The sequence below is a fragment of the Brevibacterium sp. NPDC049920 genome (assembly GCF_040656435.1).
Lineage (GTDB): Bacteria > Actinomycetota > Actinomycetes > Actinomycetales > Brevibacteriaceae > Brevibacterium > Brevibacterium pityocampae.
Genome location: NZ_JBFAMF010000004.1, coordinates 202147 through 222890 on the forward strand (window position 1 = coordinate 202147; position 20744 = coordinate 222890).

Below are 20744 nucleotides of genomic sequence, written 5' to 3' on the forward strand. Positions count from 1 at the left end.
CGACCGGGAGGTCACTCCCCGGAGTCGGAGGCCCAGGACCGCATGGCGGTGAGCTGGGAGCGCAGGGCACTCTGGTAGATCGCGAAGTCGGCGGTGTGGGAGATCACCTGGAACCCCTCGGTGATCGCCGCGCGGGTGAGCTCGTCGTCGACGGAGAAGATGCCCGCGGCCTTGCCCGCGGAGCGCGCGGCCTCGCCCACCCGTGCCAGGGCATCGCGGAACTCCACCGTGGTGAAGTCGCCGGGCGCGCCGAGGTTGGTGCTCAGATCCATCGGGCCGACGAACAGCACGTCGACGCCGTCGACCGCGGCGATCGCACGAGCGTGGGCGACGGCCTCCGGGGTCTCGATCTGCGGGAGGAAGAGGGTGAACTCGTTGGCTGCGGCCTGCTTGGTGCCGGGCTTGCCGCCGGTGTAGAGATCGTGGGCGATGCCCATCGCGGAGCCGCGCACGCCGAGCGGCGGGTACTTCATCCACGACACCACGGCCGCGGCCTGCTCCGCGGAGTTGACGTAGGGGACCATGATCCCTTCGGCCCCGGCGTCGAGGGCGCCGGACACCAGGTGCTGGGCGGTGCCGATGACGCGCACGAACGAGGCGATCTCCTCCCGGCGGGACACCGCCAGGGCGGGGCGGATCCGGTCGAGGGACCAGCCGGTGTGCTCGAGGTCGTAGAGCACCCAGTCCGCTCCGGCGCGGGTGGTGAGAGCGCCGATGCCCTCGGTCGCGAACTCGATGACGAAGGTGCCCAGGGACAGGTCGCCGGAAGCGAGGGCGCGGCGGACGTTCTCGGTGGTCATGCGGATCCTCTGCGATCGGAGCGGCGGGGCGCGCGGACTGCGTCGCCTCGTACTCCCGATGATATGCGGAACCCGGCGGTGTGCAGCCGGTGGTGCAGGTCTGAGACCGGCCGGCCCTGTGCGAGCCGGGGCTCAGGCGTCGACGACGACGTCGCCGTCCGGGGTCGAGCAGCACAGGAGGATCGTGCCGGCGTCGATCTCACGCTGTCGGATGCCGCCGGCGTGCTTCATCTCCACCGGCCCGGAGAGCAGGCCGACCTTGCAGGTGCCGCACATGCCGGAGGCGCAGTTCGATCGGAGGGGGACGCCGGCCCGCCGGCCGGCGCTCAGCAGCGTGTCCCCGTCCTCGACCGGGGCCGAGGTGCCCGTCCGGGCGAAGGTGACCCACGGGCGGGTATCCGCGCTGTCGCGCTGAGGCGAGGCCGCGGCGGGCGCGGCATCGCGGGTGAGCGCGCCGCCGGCAGGCCTCGCGCCGCCATCGCGTGGCGTGCGCTCCCCGGCCCGCGGCCCGTCACCGGCTCCGGTGAGATCCATGATCCCCGTGCCCGCGATAGTGGTCGTGTCATCGAAGGTCTCGGTGAAGAAGGAGACGGGGGAGACGCCGAGCTTCGCGAGAACCGCGCGGGCCCGCGCCAGGTAGTCCGGGGGCCCGCAGGCGAACACCATCCGGCCGCAGGCGTCGGGGACGAGCGCGCCGAGGGCGTCCGCGCTGAGCCGGCCGGTGAGCCCCCGCCAGTCCGAGCTGGGCCGGTCGCCGAGGCTGAAGCGGACGGTGAACCGCGGATCGGTCTCGTCGAGGATGCGGAGCTCGCGGGCGAAGGCGAAGTCGCGCGGTGTGCTCGCGTGGTGGAGGACGACGACGTCGGCGCTGCCGTCGAGCGCGTGGAGGGTGCGCGCCATCGAGATGAGCGGGGTGACGCCGACCCCGGCGGCGAGCAGGAGGTAGCGGGCGCGCCGGTCGAAGTCCGGCAGGTGGAAGCCGCCGAGCGGTCCGAGCGCCTCGAGCACGGTGCCGGGGCGCACGTGGTGGTGGGCCCAGCGGGACACCGTGCCGGAATCCTCCCGCTTGATGCTCAGCCGGAAGGCTGCGGGGTCGGTCGGGGACGACGACAGGGAGTAGTTCCGCTCCCGCGGTCCGGCGTCGGTGGGGAAGACGACATTGAGGTACTGCCCGGGCCGGAACCCGAGCGGCCGGCCGTCGCGGCGCCGGAAGGTGAAGCTCATGATCTCGGGCGTCTCCGGGGTGACGGCGAGGCATTCGATGTCGAACTCGTGGGCGTGCATGGGTGCCGGGGTGCGTGCGATCACGGCCTCGGCCGCGGCCTCGAGCCCGGGTGATTCCGCGGACGCCGTCCGGTCGGCCCGCTGTGACGGGTCGGCGACCCACGGCATCCGCACACCGCGCCGCGCCGGGGACCGGGGGCCGATGGTCCGCCACCACACGTGCTCCTGGGGCAGCGCCGGCCCGGTGGCCATGTCCGCCGACGCCTCGGCGAGGGCACGGTGCTCTCGTCCCGCGTCATCACGGGGGAAGTCCTCCGCGGCCGTGTCGGCGAATCCGGAATGGGGATGGAGCTGCGTCTCTGCGGTCATCGGATGTACTCCTGCATGCGCATCGTGTACCAGTTGACGAAGGCCTCGACCTGGTGCTCGGTCGGGGTGTAGGGGCCCGGGACGTAGCCGGGATCGGTGACGCCGCGCTGGGTCAGACCCACGAAGCCGGCATCCTGGATGTTCGTCTGCCGCCATACGTGGGTGAGGTCCTCGGCGCGGTAGTCGACCCCGTCGACGGCGTCGTCGGCGACGAGCCAGGTGGTGCGCACGAGGGTGCGGTTCTCGCTCATGGGGAATGCGGCGAAGGTGATGACGTGGTCGGCGAGCAGGTGGAACCAGCTGTTGGGCTGGAGGTGGAGCGAACCGTCGCCGAGTCGGAAGTCCGGCAGGTCGCCGAGCAGCTTCTCGCTCAGTCTCCGGCCGGTCGCGGAGAAGGACTCGCCGTCCCCGTCGAGTGCATCGCGGCCCATCCGGATCCCGGCCTCGCGGGAATCCGGGGCGTCGTACACCTGCCAGGGGATGCCGTAGCGCTCGCAGCGATCGCGCAGCTCGTGGTCGGCGAGCACCGAGCGGTGCCAGGTGTCGATCTGGTGCTCGGGCACCTCGTGCTCCTCCAGGCCCCAGGTGGTGAAGTAGGAGCAGGCGAGCTCGGGGTGGCCGTCGCAGTGGTAGCACTCGCGGTTGTTCTCCATGACGAGCTTCCAGTTGCCCTCCTCGACGATCTCCTGCTGGAAGGCGACCTTCGTCCGGGGGATGTCGTGCGGTTCGACGAAGGGGGCGAAGATCTCGGCGACCGCGGCGAAGTCGGCGGGTGGTTCGGGGGCGAGGCAGAGGAAGACCAGGCCTGCGACCGTCATGCTGTGGACCTTGCGGAGACCGAAGCAGCCCGGGTCGAAGTCCGCACCTGCCGCGGCGGCGTGGATGAGCGAGCCGTCGCGGCCGTAGGTCCACGAGTGGTAGGCGCACACGAGGTTGCCGACGCTTCCGCTGGGCTCGGTGAGCACGCGGGCGCCGCGGTGGCGGCAGACGTTGCGCAGCGCATTCACCCCGCCGTCGTCGTCGCGGATGAGGATGATGGAGCGGCTGCCGACGTCGATGGTGACGAAGTCGCCGGGCTCGGGGATCTCCGCGACCGAGGCGGCGAAGAACCAGTGACGATCGAAGATCCCGGCGATGTCGTGGGCGAAGATCGCCGGGTCGGAGTAGAAGGGCGATTCGAGCGCTGTCCACCGGCGACGCCGGTCGATGAGGGTGCGGAGCCGCTCGGGGGACGCGGCGTCTCCCACGGCGGGAGATGGGGGAGCGGCTCGGCGGGCCGGGGCTGCCGAGGTGTGCTGGACCGAGTCGAGTGTCATGATCTGTGCTCCACGGCGATGGGGCCGAAAGGCTCCGGGGCGGCCCCGGAATCCTCATGTCCTCTCAGCGTACGAGCGGTGAGTGACGAATAAAAGCGCAAGAAAATCGACAGTATCGTGCAGAATAGGTGGATGATCGATCATCGGCTCACCGTGCTCCGCACTTTCGCCGCCTGCGGGTCGGTGACGGCTGCCGCCGAGGCACTCGACTACTCCCCGTCGGCAGTGTCCGCCCAGCTCAGAGGGCTGCAGGCGGATCTCGGACTGCGACTCGTCGACAAGGACGGACGCGGGCTGAGGCTCACCTCGGCCGGCAGGCGGCTCGTCGAGGAGTCCGACGGCCTGTTCACGCACTGGGAGGGCGTGCGTGCAGCCCTCGCCGCGGATGGCGGAGCGGAGGCGGAGCAGCTGCGGCTCGGCGGCATGTCGACAGCCACGGCGGCGCTGCTCGCGCCGGTCGCAGTGCGGCTGCGGGCCGAGGCCCCCGGGCTGGGGATCTCCATCGTCGAGGCGGACCCGCAGCGCTGCTTCGACCTCCTGCTCGCCGACCGCCTCGACCTGGCGATCGTCGTGTCGATGCAGGCCAGCGCCGGGGCCGGCGATCCCCGCTACGAGCGGATCGCGCTCCTCGATGATCCGCTCGACATCATGCTGCCGGCGGACCACCGCCTGGCCGGGCGGGAGTCGATCTCCCTCGAGGAGGTCGGTGAGGAGCCGTGGATCGCGGCGCGACCGGGGACTCCGTACCGAGCCCTGTTCATCGCGGCATTCACGGCCGCCGGGACGACACCCCGGGTGGCGCACGAAGTTGCTGAGTGGGACACCGAGGCGACGCTCATCGAGAAGGGTCTGGGGATCGGGCTGGTCCCGCGGCTGGCGCGGATCTCGAGCGACTACCGGGTGGTCCGGGCCCCCGTCGCCGGCCCGGCGGCACCCCACCGACGGGTGGTCGCCGCGATCCGTCGGGGTGCGCGGGAGCGTCCGCTCATCGCACGCACGGTGGATGCCCTCCGTGAGCAGGCGCGGGACGGGCTCGGCTACCGGTGAGACGGGGCGCACGGCGCCGTCGGTAGGTTAGCGTCGCCGCTAGGTTAGCGCCGCCGGAAGGTCCGCGCCGTCGCGCGGCAGTCGTCGACGGGCGGGCCGGTGCTCAGAGCCAGTCGACGCGTTTGAAGATGACATAGAAGATCGCGCAGCCGGCCACCATGATCGCGAGCGAGAACGGGTATCCCATGAGCCAGTGGAGCTCCGGCATGTGCTGGAAGTTCATGCCGTAGACGCCGGCGACGAGGGACGGGAAGAAGAGGATGCCGGCCCACGCCGAGATCTTCTTCATGTGCTCGTTCTGGGTGATCGAGAGCTCGTTCATGCGGCGCATGTCCTCGTTCTGGCGCTCGGAGATCAGGGTCGAGTTGACCGTGAAGATCTCCCGGAGGAGCTGGCGGAGCCGCTCGATGCGCTCGGTGGCGCTGTGGACGTGGTCGGCGACGTCGCGCAGCCCGCGGGCGAGGTCCGGAGGAGCGGTGTGTTGCTCGAGGACGGTGGAGACGGCGGACATGAGCGGGGACAGGGGACTCACCGCGCGCTCGAGCTCGATGAGCTCGCGGGACAGCCGGTACACCTGCTGAGAGGGGATGGGGCCGGTGCCGAAGAGCTGCTCCTCGAGACCGTCCGCGCGATCCTCGAGAGAGATGAGCAGAGGGTCGTAGTCGTCGACCACCCGGTCCATGATCCGGTAGAGCGCGGAGAACTGGGCGTGGTCGAGGAAGCGCGGGTCGTCCTCGAACACGGTCCTCACGGCGTCGATGTCGAAGGCGGGAGTGTGCCGGACGACGATGATGAAGTCGGTGCCGAGGAAGATGTGGAGCTCGCCGATCACGACCTCGGTGATCTCGGCCTCCTCCGGGGCTGTGCGGTCGAGCCCTGCGGCGTCGGCTTCCGCGGCCTCCGGGGTGTGCGGGGCCCGCGGGGCGGCGTGCGCGGTCGTCAGGGCGGCTGACGACCGGGGCTCGGCGGGGCCGGAGTCGACAGCGGGCGCCTCGGCGAACCGGTTCACGGGGGAGTGCGCAGGTCGGCGTCCGGGCCAAGGCGCCGCCGGGCGCAGGACCATGAAGTCGGTGGAGCCGTAGCGCTCGTACTTGGGGCGCTGATGGGCTTCCACGGCGTCCTCGACGGCCAGCGGGTGGAGGTCGAAGCGTGCGGCGAGCTCGGCGAGCTCGGCGTCGGTGGGTCGGAGCATGTCGATCCACAGGAACGGCGGGGCGTCGGGGTTGGCGGGTGCCGCGGCGAGCGCATCGGCGGCCTCGGTGATCGTGGAGAGGTGAGTCGAGTCCTCGCCGTCGGTGTAGAGGACGAAGGTGCCGGAGGTCGAGGCGGTGTCGGGGCGTCGAGGTGGCTCACCCGGCGCGGAGCCGCCCGGCATTCCGCCGGGACCGGGAGGCGCCTCGTCGCTCGGGTCGGACATCCTGTGCCTCCTCGTGTGCCGCTCGGTCGAGCGTGGATCCGCGTGTCCGCCGCCCCGGGATGGGGCCGAATGTCCGCGCCGATCGGGTGATGCCTCACTATGGCATGCTAATCCCATGGACGCACTCATGGTGATGAACACGGAGGAGACGCGCGCGGAGGCGACGGGCATCACCGAGGTCATCGCTGATCTGATCTCCCGTGCACGGGCCACCGGCGGGGTCGTGGTGTTCGTGTCGGCACCCGTGGCGCCGGGCGCCCCGGAGCTGCCGGAGTCGGTGTTCGAGGTCGGGGACGACCTGGGCCTGGTGTCGGAGTCCGCCGATGCATTCGACGGTGTCGATGATCTGGCGGCGGGTCTCCATGACCTCGCGGTCGACCGGATCATCATCGGCGGCGTCGACGTCCAGGAGGCCATCCGTCACACCGCGATGGCGGCGCTGGCGTGCAACTTCGATGTGATCGTCCTCGCCGATGGCACCCGCGATCTTTCCGGTACGCCGGTCGAGTGGCTCTCCGACGCCGAGGAGTCCGGCGCGATGATCAAGGACGTCGCCGACGTCTGGCTGCGGATGTGACGCTCTGTCTCCTTGAGCGACCGGCCCGCGCCTTGAGCGACCGCACGCGCTCAGGACTGAGTGACACCCGCTCTCAGATCTGAGGGACCGCACGCGCACAGAGCTGAGCGACCCCACGCTCTCAGAACGGCGGCACATCGTCGTCCCATGATCGTCGGCGTGCTTCCTCTCTGCCGTTCGCTCCGGACGGGGTGCTGACGAGTGCGGCGGGGAGCTCGAGGAGCCGAGCGCGGAAGCGGGAGTGGAAGACCGGTTCGCGGAAGGCATCGAGATATCCCGGCGGGCGCCAGGCGGGCAGCCCGTCGATCATCACGGCCTCCCAGCCCCATCGCTCGTGCTGGTGGTGGTGGAAGGCGCAGACGAGGGTGAGGTTCTCGGTGTCGGTCGGCCCTCCGCGGGCGTGGGGAACGATGTGGTGGGCGTCGCACCAGCCGGCGGGCATGTCGCAGTCGGGGAAGGTGCACCCGTGGTCGCGTGCGGTGAGGCAGACCATCTGCTTCTTGTTCGCGAAGCGGTTCTCGGTGCGCATCTCGACCTTCTCGGTGCCCGGCTTGGTCGAGTGGTAGAAGAATTGACCGCCGGCTGACAGCGCGAGCAGATCCTCGAGCCGGATCGGGGTCCCGGCCTGGGTCTCGACCTCTCCGCGGCCCCGGGCCATCTGCTCTGCTGTCGCGCTGACGATGAGAGCGAACCCGGGGCCGTGCTGCGTGCGATCACGGGCGACGGAGGTCATGAGCTGTGAGAAGCGCTCGTGCCGGCGGACGCCGTCGGGGCGGCGATCAGGCTCCACATGATGATGGGCCGGCTCTCCGTCCCGCGTGACACCCGTGGCCGATGGAGTGAGGAAGCTCCATCCGGCGGGTGAATCTGCTGCTTCTGCTGTGCGCGGAGGGATGTCTGCGGTCGTTCCGTCACCACCGCTCGGGGGTGAGGCTCCGTCACCACCGCTCGGGGGTGAGGTTTCGCAGGAGCCCGCGTCAATCGATCCTGGCGTGCCTGATCGCGGATCCCCTGAGCGCTGGTCCGCGCGGTCGGCGGACCGGTCGGTGAGCAGTGCGTGCAGGGCGGTGCCGGTCGCGGGAGTGAGCAGTCCGGTGAGCGACCAGTCGCCGTTCTTCCGCGAGGACAGCGTCACGTGGTAGCGGTCGGGGTGCGTGCGCTCGCTCGGCATCTCCCCATCCGGATCGAGGCGATCGAGCACCCGTCGGCTGAGGGTGGGGATGTCGGCGACCTGCACCGTGTTGAGGTTCTCGGCGAACAGCCGGTCGATCGTCGGAGCTTCGGCTTCCCACACCGTCGACGGCAGTTCGTGTGCGACCCGGGCGGCACCGGTGACCTGGCAGGCGGAGAAGGTGCCGGAGTGGATGCCTTCGGCGAGTGCGGGCATCTCCGGTTCCATGCTCTCCCCGGTCAGGCTCGTACGCGAACCGACTGCCTCCGACAGTCGCAGCCGCCTCTGCGCCTCCCCGCCGGAGATGCGCAGCTTCTCCCGCAGCAGCGAGCGAGTGCTGCGCGCGCCATAGGCAGCGGTATCGGATTCACGGGAGAACTGGGCGGTGAGTTCGGCCGACAGGCCATCGAGGCGGCGACGCAGGTCCTCGATCCCACGCAGACCGGCGAGCATGTCCGACGCGCTGAGGCTGCGGGCGTGCGCCCGGATGTCGGCCGCGAGGCGGGTGATGGCGGTGATCGATTCGAGGACCTCGGGAAAGCCTGCGGTGATCGCGCTGAGGTCCGATTCGGAGACCAGCGCCGGTGAAGGACGCGTGTGGCGGCTGCGGTAGCCCGTGGGCTCATGCACAGTGAGCATCGCCGTCGCTTCCTCTACGCATTCCGATCCAATCGTCATCGAATGAATAATGTGTTCGAATCATACAATCATGCTAGCCGATGGAATCGAACAGTGCAAGGGTATATTCGAACAGAGTTTCGCGCGGCAGGATTCATCCACCGGATGCTGTGGAGAGCAGCTGTCGGAACGGCCCTGCACACGGAACGGCCCTGCAGCGTGACGCTGCAGGGCCGTTCCTCGTCGGTCGGGTCGGGATCAGCCGGCCATCGAGCCCGACTTCCAGTTCTCGAAGAACTCGGCGTTGTCGCCGGCCCACTCCTCCACGGCACCGTCGAGGTCCTCACCGTTGTAGTTCTCCTCGGAGAACATGACGTTCTCGAGGCTGGAGAGGGCTTCGTCGTCGATGACGAGGTTCTTCAGCAGCTGACCGGCCTTCGGGTGGTCGTCGCTGAATCCGGAGCGGGTGAAGTTGTAGATGAGCTCGGCCTCGCCCATCGCACCCTCGGGATCTTCGAGGTCACGGACCGGGAAGGCGTCGTAGGCCCAGTGCGGACGCCACAGGGTGACGAGGATGTTGTCCCCGCTGTCGGTCGCCTTCTTGAGCTCCGAGAGCATCGCCGGGGTCGACGACACGATGAACTCGTAGTCCTCGAGGCCGTACGTCGGGATGGCGGACTCCTCGGTGGTCTTCGTCAGGCCTGCGCCCGCCTCGATGCCGACGATCCGGTTGCCGTACTCGTCGCCCATCTCCGCGAGGTCGGCGATCGACTGGGCCGGCGAGTCCTCGTTCACGGCGAGCGTGAGCTTGGCGTTGTCGTACCAGCACCCGTGCGCCTCGATGTCCTCGCCGTACTGCTCGAGGTAGTCGGCGTGGGTCAGGGGCAGCCAGCCGTCGAGGATGACGTCGATGTCGCCCTCGGCGAGGCCGGTGTAGCCCGGCCCGGCCTGGAACGACTGGACGTCGGCGGTGTAGCCGTCCTGTTCGAGGAGGTACTTGTAGAGGTGGGCCGCGGCGAAGGACTCGTCCCAGCCGTCGAAGGCGCCGATGGTGATGTCGGTGTCCGAATCGGCTTCCATCGAGCTGGTGTCCGCGGACTCCTCACCCGGAGTGCAGTCGGACCAGTCGACCTCGGAGCCGCCGCCGGCGGCGGTCTCGTCTCCGCCTCCTCCGGAATTTCCGCCCTCGTTCGAGACGCCGCAGGCGGTGAGTGCGAGCACGGAGGCGGCGAGGACGCCGCCGACCTTGGACATCGTGGTGAGTTTCATGGTTCCTCCTCGGTGGATCAGATGCTGGTATCGGAAGATGGTCAGTGCGATGGGGCTGAAGAGCCGCGCAGCGAGCACCGGGGTCGGCGCCCGTGCCCGGGTCGAGTCATGCGGATCGAGCCCGCTCGAGGGCGGAGCGGTTGCCGAGCGCGGCGGTGACACGGTCGAGGTAGACGGCGATGATGACGACGGCGAGCCCGGCCTCGACACCGAGAGCGATGTTGAGCGAGCTGATCGAGGAGATCACCGCACCGCCGAGGCCCTGCGCTCCGGCCATGCCGGCGAGGACGACCATCGACAGGGCGAGCATGATCACCTGATTGATGCCCGCCATGATCGTCGGCATCGCCAGGGGCAGCTGGATCCGGGAGAGGATGTGCCCGTCCGAGGCGCCGAACGCCTGTCCGGCCTCGACGACCTCGGGATCGACCTGGCGGATCGCCAGCTCGGTGAGGCGCACTCCCGGGGGCAGCGCGAAGATGATCGTGGCGATCGCTCCCGGGACCTGGCCGATGCCGAAGATCACGATGATCGGCACGAGGTAGGCGAGTGCCGGCATCGACTGCATGAAGTCGAGGACCGGCTTGAGGATCGTCGAGACGATGTCCGACTTGGCGGCGAGGATGCCGAGCGGGATCGAGATCGCGACTGCGATGAGGACGGCGACGATGACGAGAGCGAGCGTCGACATCGAGTTGGTCCACTGGTCGAGCGCGCGGATCAGATAGAAGCCGACGAGGGTGAAGACGGCGAGCTTCCAGCCGCTCGCGAGCCAGGCCAGTGCGGCGAGGACGACGATCATGATGAGGTACACCGGCGAGCTCAGCGCCCAGAAGAAGAAGTCGTAGAGACCGCCGAGCACGGTGGAGAGGAGGCTCAGCAGGAGGCTGAAGGTCTCGGTGGACCAATCGATGAAGCTCTCGATCCACTGACCGAACGGGATGCGCGGGTTGAAGAAATCGAACTCCATGGCTCAGACTCCCTTCTCGTCGGTGGGTGCGGGGGCATCGGGGCCGGTCGGGGGCTCCGCTTCGGGAGACTCGCCGCCGAATGCGGACGCGCCGGCCGACTCCGGGGGAGTGAAGACGAAGGGGGCGGTGCCGCCGATCGGTGAGGCCGCTCCCGGTCGTCCGGCATCGTCGATGTCGTTCGGCCCCTCGCCCGAGACGCCCTCTGGGGCGGAGTCGGATGCATAGTCGACTGCGGATGCGCCGCCGACCGCGGAAGCACCGGCGGGATCGCCGGCGGTCGGCCGACTCGCGACCACCTCATCAGCCTCCGCCTGCTGGCCGGTGTCGCTGTCGGACAGCCGGGTGATCGGCAGTTCGCCGGTCGACGGGCTGACGCTCGCCATCGAGTTGAGCAGCGCGATGCGCGGGACGACGCCGATGAGACGGTCCTGTTCGTCGACCACGGCCAGCGGCACGGGGGAGGAGGAGCTCTGGGCGAACAGCTCCGACATCGGGGTCTCGGGTCGCACAGTGAGGACGTTCTCCGTGGTGATGACGCTGCGGAGGTCCTTGGCGCCCTCGCGCGAGGCGTTGACGGCGGCCCGGTCGCTGATCTGGCCGACGAGCCGCCGGTCGCGGGTGGTGACGAGCAGGCCCGAGGTCTTGACGTCCTCCATCATCCGGATCGCCATGCGCGGCCCGGCGGTGTCGGTGATGACCGCGGTCGGCCTCTGCATGATCGACGAGGCGGTGAGCACACGGGTGCGGTCGACGTCCTGGACGAAGCTCGCGACGTACTCATCGGTCGGGTCGGTGAGGATGTCCTCGGCCGTGCCGATCTGCACGATGCGGCCGTCGCGCATGACCGCGATCCGGTCGCCCAGGTACATCGCCTCGTTGAGGTCGTGGGTGATGAAGATGATCGTCTTGTTGAGGGTCGACTGGAGCTCGACGAGCTGGTCCTGCATCTCGCGCCGGATGAGCGGGTCGAGTGCGGAGAACGCCTCGTCCATGAGGAGGATGTCGGTCTCCGCGGCGAGCGCGCGCGCCAGGCCGACGCGCTGCTGCATGCCGCCGGAGAGCTGGCCGGGATACTTGTCGCCCCAGCCGCCGAGCCCGACGACCTGGAGCCAGTGGTCGGCGCGCTCGAGCCGGTGCGTCTTCGAGACCTGCTTGATCTCGAGCGCGTATGCCGCGTTCTCCCGCACCGTGCGGTGGGGCAGGAGCGCGAAGTGTTGGAACACCATTGCGATGTTGTCGCTGCGGAGCTTGCGCAGCTGGCCGGAGCTCATCCGTGAGATGTCCTGACCGGCGACCTCCACGGTGCCGGCGGTGGGGGCCCACAGGCCGTTGATCATCCGGATGAGAGTCGACTTGCCGGAGCCGGAGAGGCCCATGACGACGAAGCTCTCGCCCTTCTCGACCTCGAAGCTCGCGTCGATGACGGCCGCGGTGCCGAGCCTCTTGAGCTCGTCCCGGGTCTTACCGGCCTTGAGGCCCTGGACGACCTCTTTCCCGTTGCGGCCGAAAACCTTGTAGACGTGGGAGGCGCGGACAGCTGTCACGAGGACGAGTCCTTCCTGTCGGTGCGTGCAGTGGAGCGAGCTCGCCGGTGCCGGCTGCGGGGCCGCTCGGTGCTGCGCTGGGCGTCGCGGACGACCGCGGAAGACGGTGCGAGAAGCGCGTGGGGACCCCGGGTGTGCTCCACCTCTGACTCATCGACCATATCGACCGGCGTCGTCAGGACTGTCTCAGCGAGCGGTCCCATCCCGTGGCCGAGGTGCGAATCTGGCCACTTATTACCTTCTCACCTGGGACGATGCTCGCCAGTGGGGAGTTACGGGATCGTTACTCCCGGCCGGTCGGAAACGGCCCGCGCGATCACAATCCCGAGCCTCTGACCTGGGGAGTCGCCCCCCGACTGCCGTGGCGCGAGGCCGGTTCCCCGGCTGTGCATCCGCACGTGCTCCTCCCGTCGGGATCAGGCACTTCTACGCTTGGTAGAATGGCGCCGACCCGGTGGCGCTGTCGTTCGCTCGCCACCGCGGCCCGCAGGAACGGCGACAGCCAGGAGGAGGCGATCGGATGTCCGGGCACGTGCGCCTGTGGCGATCACTGGCCGCCGCCTCCGGCGCGACGCTCACCGCCCTCGTCTTCCATGCAGGGGCCGGGGGAGCCGGATCCGTGCTCGCCGTCGTCGTCGCCTTCGTCCTCACCCTGTGGGTGGGGGCGATGCTCGCCCGCCGGCGCCTCGGCGTCCTCTCCCTGACCGCCGTCGTCGCGCTCGCCCAGGTGCTCCTCCACGGCACCATGACCGTGTTCTCCGCAGGCCCGATCGAGGTGCGCAGCATGCACTCGGGTGCGGAACTGCTCGTGCTCGGCACCGCGGACAGCGCGGCCCACGCCGCCCACACGGCGGGCGCCGGGACCGGTTCGGCGATGCTGCTTGCCCACCTGTGCGCCACCGTCCTCACCGTCGCCTTCCTGCGGCACGGCGAGGGGATGCTGCTCGCACTGTTCGACGAGTTCCTCGCCCCGCTCGCACTCCTCCTCGCTCCGCGTGCCCGGCCCGCGCAGCGCCGTGCGCCCCGCATTCCGCGGTCCCCGCTGGTCATGCGGGTCTCCACGGCGGTCCTCGGCGCGCAGTTCCGCCGGGGGCCCCCGTCGGCGCTCCCTGCCTGACGCCGCCGTCGTCCGGCACAGCGCACCCGCTCGGGTGCTTCATCCCATCCACCGATCGGTCGATCGCTCCGACGCCGAGGTGCACGCACGCTCCCGCTGACCCGCCCCCGCGGCGGCCCGCCGGCCGTGATGGACCGTCGGTCCAGCATTCGGCGCAATCGCCGGCCCAGCCCATGGCCCCGGCCCAACTGATCGCGCGCTCGACGACGGTTCGCCGGCCTTCCCGCCGGTCCGCCCGTCTGCCCAACCGGCCGACCGGCCTTGCGGCTGCCGGCGCGGCACCACGGCGGAGCGCGGCGGTGCCGACTCCTGTCCCCGGTGCCGAGCGGCTCGACCGATCACCCCCAGTAGGACACACCGTGAAGACACCGACCACCACAGCACCGGCCAGAACAGCACTGGCCGCTACAGCACCGACCACCACGACCCGGGCCACCTCGCGAGCAGTCGCTCCAGGGCTCGGCCGAGCGCTCCTCACCGCGACCGCGATCGGCCTGAGCTTGGGCCTCGCCGCCTGCGGTCCGACAGGGAGCTCCGCACCCGGCCCGTCCGAATCCGGCGCTGCGGATCCGACTGCGGGGGCCGCAGCGGACCCCGGCGGCTCCGAGACCGGAGATGCCGCTGCCGAGGCCTCCGACGCAGCGCCCCTCGTCTGGGAGGACGGCTGGGTCAAGGCCGCCGAGGAGGGGATGACCGGTGCCTTCGGCACCCTGCGCAACCCCACCGATTCCGAACTCCGGATCACCGGGGCCGAGAGCGCGGCCGCCGGATCCGCCGAGCTCCACGAGACCGCGAGCGACGACGGAGGGAGCACGATGATGCAGGAGAAGGAGGGCGGGTTCCTCGTTCCCGCCGGCGGCTCCCTCTCCCTGGAGCCCGGCGGCGACCACGTCATGCTCATGGACCTGCAGGAGCCGATCCTCCCCGGCGACGAGGTGACGATCACCCTGCTCACCGCCGGCGGCGAGGTCGAGACGACGGTCGTCGCCAAGGAGTTCACCGGCGCCCAGGAGGAGTACGTGCAGGACCACGGCCACTGACCGGCCGAGGGTGCACCGCGGCCCGGGCGCGAGGTGCCCGGGCCGCGGAGCACCTCGACCCGCTCCTCCTGGGACCGGTTCCTCACCGGTGCTGGGCCGGCTCCGCCCCGGTCCCGTCTCCACCCACCCCGACGCACTGCCCACCATCTCCGCCTACTCCAGCGCACTGCCCACTCCGATGCGCTGCCCATCCACCACCACACACCTCCAGGAGCTGAACCCATGGACATCCGTCGCCGCCACGTCCTCGGCGCCTCGGTCCTCGGTGTCGGCGCCGGGGTCGGCGCCGGTCTCCTCGCACCGCGGGACCCGGCACCGGCACCCGCCGCGCTGCCCGACACCTCCGGCCTCAACGGAGCCCGCCTCGAGCCCTTCCACGCCCGCCACCAGGCCGGGGTCGAGACGATTCCGCAGGCCCACGCCCTCTTCATCGGCATCGATCTCGAGGAGGAGACGACCGCGCGCCGAGCGGTGAGCATGCTGCGGCTGCTCACCGACGACGCCGCGGCCCTCACCCAGGGCCGCGCCCCGCTCGCCGACCCCGAGCCCGAGCTCACGCCGCAGCCGGCCAGGCTCACCGTGACGTTCGGATTCGGCGAGCGACTCGTCGCGCTCGCCGGCCGCCGCCACGTCCCCGACTGGCTGCGACCCCTCGAGGAGTTCACGATCGACCGTCTCGAACCGGAGCGCAGCCGCGGCGACCTGCTCCTGCAGATCTGCGGCGACGATGCGCTCGCCGTCGCGCACGCCGCACGGATGCTGCTCAAGGACGCGCGCGCGTTCGCCGCGGTCGCCTGGTCGCGCACCGCGTTCCGCCGTGCCTACGGGTCCGATCCGACCGGCACCACGCAGCGCAACATGTTCGGCCAGGTCGACGGGACCGCCAATCCGGGCCCCGGTTCCGAGGACTTCGCCCGCCTCGTCTGGGGAGAGAGCACCGGCCGGGCGGATCCGGTGTTCTCCGCCCGCGGCGAGCCGCCTCTCGACCTCGGCGCGGATCATCCCGCCTGGCTGCGCGAGGGCGGCACCACCCTCGTGCTGCGCGACATCGCGATGGACATGGAGACCTGGGACGAGGCGGACCGGCCGGCACGTGAGTTCGCCGTCGGCCGGGACCTCGCCTCCGGCGCGCCGCTCACCGGCACGGACGAGCACGATGTCCCGGACCTCACCGCGGTGGACGCCCGCGGGCTCACGAGGATCTCGCCGGCGAGCCACGTGGCGCGGTCCCGGAACGAGGCGAAGCCGGAGGAGCAGATCTTCCGGCGGGTGTACAACTACCACGGGGTGCCCGAGGCCTCCACGGCAGGCACCGGCCCGTCGGGGTCCCGCCGGGTGAGCACGGCCGGACTGATGTTCGCCTCGTACCAGGCGGACATCGGACGCCAGTTCCTCCCCATCCAGCGCCGGCTCGGCGGCATGGACCTGCTCAACCAGTGGACCACCCCGATCGGTTCGACGGTGTGGGCGATCCCGCCGGGAATCGCGGACGGCGACTACATCGGCAGCCGCCTGTTCGAGGGATGAGACGCCGCGCGGGCGGACTACAGTGGGACGCATGAAGCCCTTGCCCTTCGCGCCCGCGGATGCCTTTCCCGCCGTCATCGTCCCGCTCACCGCACCCACCCCGTCCGCGCTCGGCGAGCAGGCGGCCCGGTGCGCCGAGGGCGTCGACGTCATCGAATGGCGCGTCGACGCCCTCGACGTCCTCCGCGGCGCCGACCACCCGCTCGAGACCCACGAGCTCGAAGGGATCCGCGGCATCGTGCGCGAGGGCTGGGAGGCACTGCGCGCGGCCGCCGACCAGCCCGTCCTCGTCACCGTCCGCACCCGGGGCGAGGGCGGCTTCGCCCCGCTCACGGACGACGCCTACGCCGGGCTCGTGAGCACCTTCATCGAGCTCGCCCCCGCCGCAGTCGACATCGAGTTCCAGCGGCACACCGCCGAGTCGCTCATCGGCCGCGCCCACGACGCCGGGGTGTCCGTGCTGGCGTCCTTCCACGACTTCGAGCACACCCCTCCGGCCGAGCACCTCATGAGCCTCATGACGAAGATGCACCGGGCCGGTGCGGACGTCGCGAAGATCGCCGTCATGCCCGAGCACCGCACCGACGTGCTCGAGGTGCTCAGCGTCGGCGAGCGCGCCCAGGCCACCCTGCCGATCCCGGTCGTCGCGATCTCCATGGGCGAGCTCGGCAAGGCCACCCGCCTCGTCGGCAGCGAGTTCGGCTCCGCGGCCACCTTCGCCGCCGTCGGCGAGATCTCCGCACCCGGCCAGCTCACCGTCCCCCAGGTGCGGGCCGCGCTCGACGCGCTCGGCGCCGACTGACCTCAGCCCCCACCGGCTCCTGCCGGAACAGACCCGCCGGGAGCCGCCCGCCAGGAGGACACCATGCTCGAGGACACCCAGCGCTCCGCACTCGCCTCCGCCCTCGCCGAGGCGCACCGCACCGGGACGCCGATCCCGCAGCCGAGCGCGGCCCACCCCGGCATGGACCTCGACGACGCCTACGCGGTGCAGCGTCTCCAGATCGAGGAGTGAGTGGGATCCGGCTATGCGGTCGTCGGGTACAAGATCGGTCTGACCTCGCGCGCGATGCAGGACCAGTTCGGTGTCCGCGAACCGGACTTCGGGGTGCTCACCCGCAGCGGACTGCTGCTGTCCGGGGCTCCCGTGGACACCGGCCGGTTCATCGCACCGAAGATCGAGCCGGAGATCTCCGTCGTCCTGGGCCAGGATCTCGCCGGGCCCGGCGTCACCGCGCTGCAGGCGCTCGCCGCGATCGACCACGCGCTCGCCTCGCTCGAGATCATCGACTCCCGGGTGGCCGACTGGCGGATCACCGTCGTCGACTCCGTGGCCGACAACGCGAGCTTCGGAGCCGCGGCGTTCGGCACCCGGCGCATCCGCTGGGACGACTTCGATCCGGTCCTCACCGGCTGCGTCCTCGAGGTCGACGGCCGCACCGTCGCCTCGGGTGCCGGCGGTGCGGTCCTCGGCAACCCGCTCAACGCCCTCGTGTGGCTCGCGAACGAGCTCGGTGCACGCGGCACGGTCATGCGTGCCGGCTCCGTCGTCATGCTCGGTTCGGTGTGCGCGGCCGTGCCGGTGGCCGCCGGCCAGGTGGTCCGCGCCGAGTTCGCCGGCCTCGGCGCCGTCACCCTGCCCTTCGAGTAGGAGGCCCCGAGTCGCAGGGGCCGCGCTCCCGCGAGCTCGGGCCGCGGCACCGTTCGTGCCCGGACGCACCGGATCCCCCGTCCGGCCAGCGGTGCAGGCCGTGCGGGGGATCCGGTGATGTGAGCGCGTTCCCGGTCCTGCGGATCAGACGGGAGCGGGCTCCTCGGCGTCGGTGCGACCGCCCTGTCCGCCCTGGCCCCGGCGCACGCCGGCGAGCAGCATCTGCGCGACGTCGAGCACCTCGACGCCCTCCGAGGCGTTGCCCTCGGACTGCTCGGCGGTGAGGCCGTCGGACAGCATGACGCGGCAGAACGGGCAGCCCACGGCGATCTGCTCGGCACCGGTGGCCACGGCCTCCTGCGTGCGGTTGATGTTGATGCGGGAGCCGATGGTCTCCTCCATCCACATCCGCGCACCGCCGGCGCCGCAGCAGAACGACCGCTCCTGGGAGCGCTCCATCTCGCGGTACTCGAGGCCCGGCAGGGAGCCGATGAGCTCGCGCGGCGGGGTGTAGATGCCGTTGTGACGGCCGAGGTAGCACGGGTCGTGGTAGGTCACCGGGGTGCTCACGGTCTCACCGGCGGCCGGGGCGACCGGGGTGAGGCGCTTCTCGCGGACGAGCTTGTTGAGCAGCTGGGTGTGGTGCACGACCTCGAACTTGCCGCCGATCTGCGGGTACTCGTTGGCGATCGTGTTGAAGCAGTGCGCGCACGACACGACGATCTTGCGCGCCTTCATCTCGTTGAGCACCTCGACGTTCGCCTGCGCGAGCATCTGGTAGAGGAACTCGTTGCCGGCGCGGCGGGCCGGGTCGCCGGTGCAGGACTCGCCGTCGCCGAGCACGGCGAAGTCGACGCCCGCGGTGTGGAGCAGCTCCGCGATCGCCTGCGTGGTCTTCATCGCGCGGTCCTCGAAGGCGCCTGCGCAGCCGACCCAGAACAGGTACTCGACCTCGCCGAGGTCCTCGATGTCGGCACCGACCTGCTTGATCTCGAAGTCGAGGTTCTTCGCCCACTCCATGCGCTTGCGCTGGGACATGCCCCACGGGTTCTGCTTGTTCTCGAGGTTCTTGAACAGGCCGGACAGCTCGGTCGGGAAGGCCGACTCGATGAGCACCTGGTAGCGACGCATGTCGACGAAGTGGTCGACGTGCTCGATGTCGACGGGGCACTGCTCGACGCAGGCGCCGCAGGTGGTGCACGACCACAGGGCATCGGGGTCGATGACGCCCATCTCTGCGAGCTCCTCGACGTCCTGGGCGCCGACGAGCGGGCGGACCGCCTCGGTCTGGGCGGCCTGGGACAGGGTGCCGAGCAGGTCGAGGTTCTCGTGCGGGTCGGTGATGCCCTGGTAGGCGGCCATCTCCTTGGCGTGGGCCTTCTTCGCCTTCTTGTCCGCGTCCTCGGGCAGCGGGGCCGGGGGCGTCGCCTCGGCCTTCGCCTGCTCCGCGGCCTTGAGCCACGGCGCCTTGGCGTCGGCGTGGTTGCGGAGGTTGATCATCATGAGCTTGGGGCTCAGGGGCTTCTCCGTGTTCCAGGCCGGGCACTGGCTCTGGCAGCGACCGCACTCGGTGCAGGTCGAGAAGTCGAGCAGGCCCTTCCAGGTGAAGTCCTCGACCTTGCCGACGCCGAGCACGGCGTCCTCGTCCATGTCCTCCATGGCCTCGAGGTCGATCGCCTCGCCCTTGTTCTGCATGGGCTGCAGGGCACCGAGGCTGGTGCGGCCGTCCGCATGGCGCTTGAACCAGATGTTGAAGAACGCGAGGAAGCGGTGCCAGGCGACACCCATGGTCGGGGTGAGGCCGACGGTGACCATCCAGGCGTAGGAGACGAGGATCTTGACGAGCGCGATGACGACGATGAGGGCCTCGACGGCGCCGGTCGACAGGCCGGAGAAGAGCTCGCCGATCCAGAAGGTCAGCGGGAAGTGGAGGAGCAGGTTCTCCTGGCCGGCGCGGCCCTGGAGCACGTACTCGAGGCCGCGGAGCAGGGCGATGCACAGGGCCACCATGAGGATGGTGAACTCGACGTAGTACGCCTGCCAGAAGTTCGAGCCGAAGAAGCGCGACTTGCGATGGAGATCGCGCGGATGGTTCCGCTGCCGGATGATGATGAGCGCGATGATGCCGAGCAGGCCGGTGACGGCGAAGAACTCGGTGATCCACTCGTACGGGAAGAAGTGGCCGATGAGCGGGAGGACCGCGTGCGGGTCGAACAGCTGCATCGTGGCCTGGGCGAGCGTGAGGACGAGCACGCCGAAGGAGATCATCGTGAACCAGTGGGCGATCGCGACGATCGGGAGGCGGGCCATGCGGGTGTGGCCGAGGAACTCCTTGATCAGGGTTCCGGTGCGCTTCCCCGGCTCGGAGGTCCGCTCCCCGGCGGCGGTCGGGGCGCCGAGCTTGAAGAAGCCGACGAACTTCCCGACCCGGGTCAGGAAGAACGACCAGCCGACGATGGTCGCGCCGACGCCGATGATGATCGCGAGGATCTGCAGGGCGTGCATGAGTGAACCTCCCAGGTGGCCCGAGGGGAAGTCGGGCGCGGATACAGTTGTGCGGCAATTCTACTGAACTGCTCAGCCTACTGTAACCGGGGCCTGAACGATTGATCAGAATCGCCCATGACCTGGACACATGCGCGGGAAGCGCCCGGTGTCGGAGCTGTGCCGGAGGAGGACTCCGGGATGGTGCGGCGGAGCGGATGCCCGGAGCGCGCGGGTGAGTGGCCCACGCGCTCCGGGCATCCGCCGGTGCGGCTCAGCCGCGCTCGTCGTCCTTGCTCACGCGCGCGGCGCTCTGGAGCTTCTTGGGCAGGGCGGTCTCGCCCCAGTTGTTGCGCACGGTGGTCGCGGCGGCGCGCTGCACGACGAGCTGCACCACGGCCATGCCGACGCCGGAGACGATCGTCCAGGCGAGTGCCTCGCCGAGCCCGATCTCGTCGTCCTGCGTGTTGATCGGCACCGGCTTGTGGGTGGTCTTCTCCCAGACCAGGCCGAGGGTCTTGCGCGCGGCCATGGCGGCGAGTGCCGCACCGCCGACGCCGATGATCTGCCAAGCGATCTTTCCGCCCATGCGAGTGGTCTCC

At 70.4% G+C, this 20744-nt stretch carries 18 protein-coding genes; 8 read left to right on the forward strand and 10 right to left on the reverse strand.

Annotation, left to right across the window (positions count from 1 at the left end; translation table 11 throughout):
* Nucleotides 1-11: 11 nt before the first annotated feature.
* From AB0I45_RS05510 to AB0I45_RS05520, 3 genes are all read right to left on the reverse strand, one after another.
* On the reverse strand, nt 12-800 hold the full coding sequence (locus tag AB0I45_RS05510; protein ID WP_360317265.1) for an aldolase/citrate lyase family protein: 789 nt from the start codon (nt 798-800) through the stop codon (nt 12-14).
* 132 nt (nt 801-932) lie between these two features.
* On the reverse strand, nt 933-2393 hold the full coding sequence (locus tag AB0I45_RS05515) for an iron-sulfur cluster-binding domain-containing protein (RefSeq protein WP_360317268.1): 1461 nt from the start codon (nt 2391-2393) through the stop codon (nt 933-935).
* Nucleotides 2390-3709 (reverse strand): aromatic ring-hydroxylating dioxygenase subunit alpha, encoded by a 1320-nt coding sequence (locus AB0I45_RS05520; protein WP_295688538.1) that lies wholly within the window; start codon nt 3707-3709, stop codon nt 2390-2392. Before AB0I45_RS05520 ends, AB0I45_RS05515 begins: the two co-directional genes overlap by 4 nt.
* A 132-nt stretch (nt 3710-3841) precedes the next feature.
* Here AB0I45_RS05520 and AB0I45_RS05525 point away from each other — a divergent pair, with 132 nt between their 5' ends.
* Nucleotides 3842-4756, forward strand: a complete 915-nt coding sequence (locus AB0I45_RS05525) for a LysR family transcriptional regulator (protein WP_295688536.1) — start codon at nt 3842-3844, stop codon at nt 4754-4756.
* Between the two features lie 103 nt (nt 4757-4859).
* Here the strand turns inward: AB0I45_RS05525 and AB0I45_RS05530 are convergent, their stop codons facing one another.
* The gene (locus AB0I45_RS05530; RefSeq protein WP_295688535.1) at nt 4860-6173 is read right to left on the reverse strand and encodes a magnesium and cobalt transport protein CorA; all 1314 of its coding nucleotides are present in this window, start codon (nt 6171-6173) and stop codon (nt 4860-4862) included.
* Nucleotides 6174-6288: 115 nt separating this feature from the next.
* Here AB0I45_RS05530 and AB0I45_RS05535 point away from each other — a divergent pair, with 115 nt between their 5' ends.
* Entirely contained in the window at nt 6289-6750 is a 462-nt protein-coding gene (locus AB0I45_RS05535; RefSeq protein WP_137318625.1) for an isochorismatase family protein, read from the forward strand.
* Between the two features lie 121 nt (nt 6751-6871).
* Here the strand turns inward: AB0I45_RS05535 and AB0I45_RS05540 are convergent, their stop codons facing one another.
* The 4 genes from AB0I45_RS05540 to AB0I45_RS05555 form a co-directional block, all read right to left on the reverse strand.
* Nucleotides 6872-8560 (reverse strand): HNH endonuclease signature motif containing protein, encoded by a 1689-nt coding sequence (locus tag AB0I45_RS05540; protein ID WP_295688531.1) that lies wholly within the window; start codon nt 8558-8560, stop codon nt 6872-6874.
* A gap of 237 nt (nt 8561-8797) precedes the next feature.
* Nucleotides 8798-9808, reverse strand: coding sequence for a glycine betaine ABC transporter substrate-binding protein (locus AB0I45_RS05545; protein ID WP_137318627.1), 1011 nt, complete (start codon nt 9806-9808; stop codon nt 8798-8800).
* 106 nt (nt 9809-9914) lie between these two features.
* Nucleotides 9915-10778 carry an ABC transporter permease subunit gene (locus AB0I45_RS05550; RefSeq protein ID WP_137318628.1) on the reverse strand — a complete coding sequence of 288 codons (864 nt, stop codon included), beginning with the start codon at nt 10776-10778 and terminating at the stop codon, nt 9915-9917.
* Between the two features lie 3 nt (nt 10779-10781).
* Nucleotides 10782-12323 carry a glycine betaine/L-proline ABC transporter ATP-binding protein gene (locus AB0I45_RS05555; protein WP_137318629.1) on the reverse strand — a complete coding sequence of 514 codons (1542 nt, stop codon included), beginning with the start codon at nt 12321-12323 and terminating at the stop codon, nt 10782-10784.
* A gap of 520 nt (nt 12324-12843) precedes the next feature.
* Between AB0I45_RS05555 and AB0I45_RS05560 the strand changes: the two genes are divergently transcribed.
* The 6 genes from AB0I45_RS05560 to AB0I45_RS05585 all read left to right on the forward strand — a co-directional run bounded on the left by AB0I45_RS05560 (nt 12844) and on the right by AB0I45_RS05585 (nt 17658).
* Complete coding sequence (locus AB0I45_RS05560) at nt 12844-13440, forward strand: hypothetical protein (protein WP_345029231.1); 597 nt, start codon at nt 12844-12846, stop codon at nt 13438-13440.
* A gap of 359 nt (nt 13441-13799) precedes the next feature.
* Nucleotides 13800-14480, forward strand: coding sequence for a copper chaperone PCu(A)C (locus tag AB0I45_RS05565; protein WP_295688527.1), 681 nt, complete (start codon nt 13800-13802; stop codon nt 14478-14480).
* A gap of 222 nt (nt 14481-14702) precedes the next feature.
* Nucleotides 14703-16007 (forward strand): Dyp-type peroxidase, encoded by a 1305-nt coding sequence (locus AB0I45_RS05570; RefSeq protein ID WP_345029234.1) that lies wholly within the window; start codon nt 14703-14705, stop codon nt 16005-16007.
* Nucleotides 16008-16038: 31 nt separating this feature from the next.
* Complete coding sequence (aroD, locus tag AB0I45_RS05575) at nt 16039-16809, forward strand: type I 3-dehydroquinate dehydratase (protein ID WP_295688523.1); 771 nt, start codon at nt 16039-16041, stop codon at nt 16807-16809.
* 63 nt (nt 16810-16872) lie between these two features.
* Nucleotides 16873-17022: a hypothetical protein gene (locus AB0I45_RS05580; protein WP_295688521.1), complete on the forward strand. Its 150-nt coding sequence runs from the start codon at nt 16873-16875 to the stop codon at nt 17020-17022.
* Complete coding sequence (locus AB0I45_RS05585; protein ID WP_295688519.1) at nt 17023-17658, forward strand: fumarylacetoacetate hydrolase family protein; 636 nt, start codon at nt 17023-17025, stop codon at nt 17656-17658. It begins immediately after the preceding gene.
* A gap of 144 nt (nt 17659-17802) precedes the next feature.
* Here AB0I45_RS05585 and AB0I45_RS05590 read toward each other — a convergent pair whose 3' ends face one another.
* Nucleotides 17803-20163 carry a (Fe-S)-binding protein gene (locus AB0I45_RS05590; protein WP_295688518.1) on the reverse strand — a complete coding sequence of 787 codons (2361 nt, stop codon included), beginning with the start codon at nt 20161-20163 and terminating at the stop codon, nt 17803-17805.
* 253 nt (nt 20164-20416) lie between these two features.
* On the reverse strand, nt 20417-20731 hold the full coding sequence (locus tag AB0I45_RS05595; protein ID WP_137318636.1) for a DUF4235 domain-containing protein: 315 nt from the start codon (nt 20729-20731) through the stop codon (nt 20417-20419).
* Nucleotides 20732-20744 lie beyond the last annotated feature (13 nt).

Excerpts from the sequence above, each read along its gene's own strand:
- AB0I45_RS05510 (WP_360317265.1), bottom strand. The coding sequence starts at position 800 with ATGACCACCGAGAACGTCCGCCGCGCCCTCGCTTCCGGCGACCTGTCC.
- aroD (WP_295688523.1), top strand. The coding sequence starts at position 16,039 with ATGAAGCCCTTGCCCTTCGCGCCCGCGGATGCCTTTCCCGCCGTCATC.
- AB0I45_RS05530 (WP_295688535.1), bottom strand. The coding sequence starts at position 6,173 with ATGTCCGACCCGAGCGACGAGGCGCCTCCCGGTCCCGGCGGAATGCCG.
- AB0I45_RS05590 (WP_295688518.1), bottom strand. The coding sequence starts at position 20,163 with ATGCACGCCCTGCAGATCCTCGCGATCATCATCGGCGTCGGCGCGACC.
- AB0I45_RS05540 (WP_295688531.1), bottom strand. The coding sequence starts at position 8,560 with ATGCTCACTGTGCATGAGCCCACGGGCTACCGCAGCCGCCACACGCGT.
- AB0I45_RS05520 (WP_295688538.1), bottom strand. The coding sequence starts at position 3,709 with ATGACACTCGACTCGGTCCAGCACACCTCGGCAGCCCCGGCCCGCCGA.
- AB0I45_RS05515 (WP_360317268.1), bottom strand. The coding sequence starts at position 2,393 with ATGACCGCAGAGACGCAGCTCCATCCCCATTCCGGATTCGCCGACACG.
- AB0I45_RS05570 (WP_345029234.1), top strand. The coding sequence starts at position 14,703 with ATGGACATCCGTCGCCGCCACGTCCTCGGCGCCTCGGTCCTCGGTGTC.
- AB0I45_RS05560 (WP_345029231.1), top strand. The coding sequence starts at position 12,844 with ATGTCCGGGCACGTGCGCCTGTGGCGATCACTGGCCGCCGCCTCCGGC.
- AB0I45_RS05525 (WP_295688536.1), top strand. The coding sequence starts at position 3,842 with ATGATCGATCATCGGCTCACCGTGCTCCGCACTTTCGCCGCCTGCGGG.
- AB0I45_RS05550 (WP_137318628.1), bottom strand. The coding sequence starts at position 10,778 with ATGGAGTTCGATTTCTTCAACCCGCGCATCCCGTTCGGTCAGTGGATC.
- AB0I45_RS05545 (WP_137318627.1), bottom strand. The coding sequence starts at position 9,808 with ATGAAACTCACCACGATGTCCAAGGTCGGCGGCGTCCTCGCCGCCTCC.
- AB0I45_RS05535 (WP_137318625.1), top strand. The coding sequence starts at position 6,289 with ATGGACGCACTCATGGTGATGAACACGGAGGAGACGCGCGCGGAGGCG.
- AB0I45_RS05580 (WP_295688521.1), top strand. The coding sequence starts at position 16,873 with ATGCTCGAGGACACCCAGCGCTCCGCACTCGCCTCCGCCCTCGCCGAG.
- AB0I45_RS05595 (WP_137318636.1), bottom strand. The coding sequence starts at position 20,731 with ATGGGCGGAAAGATCGCTTGGCAGATCATCGGCGTCGGCGGTGCGGCA.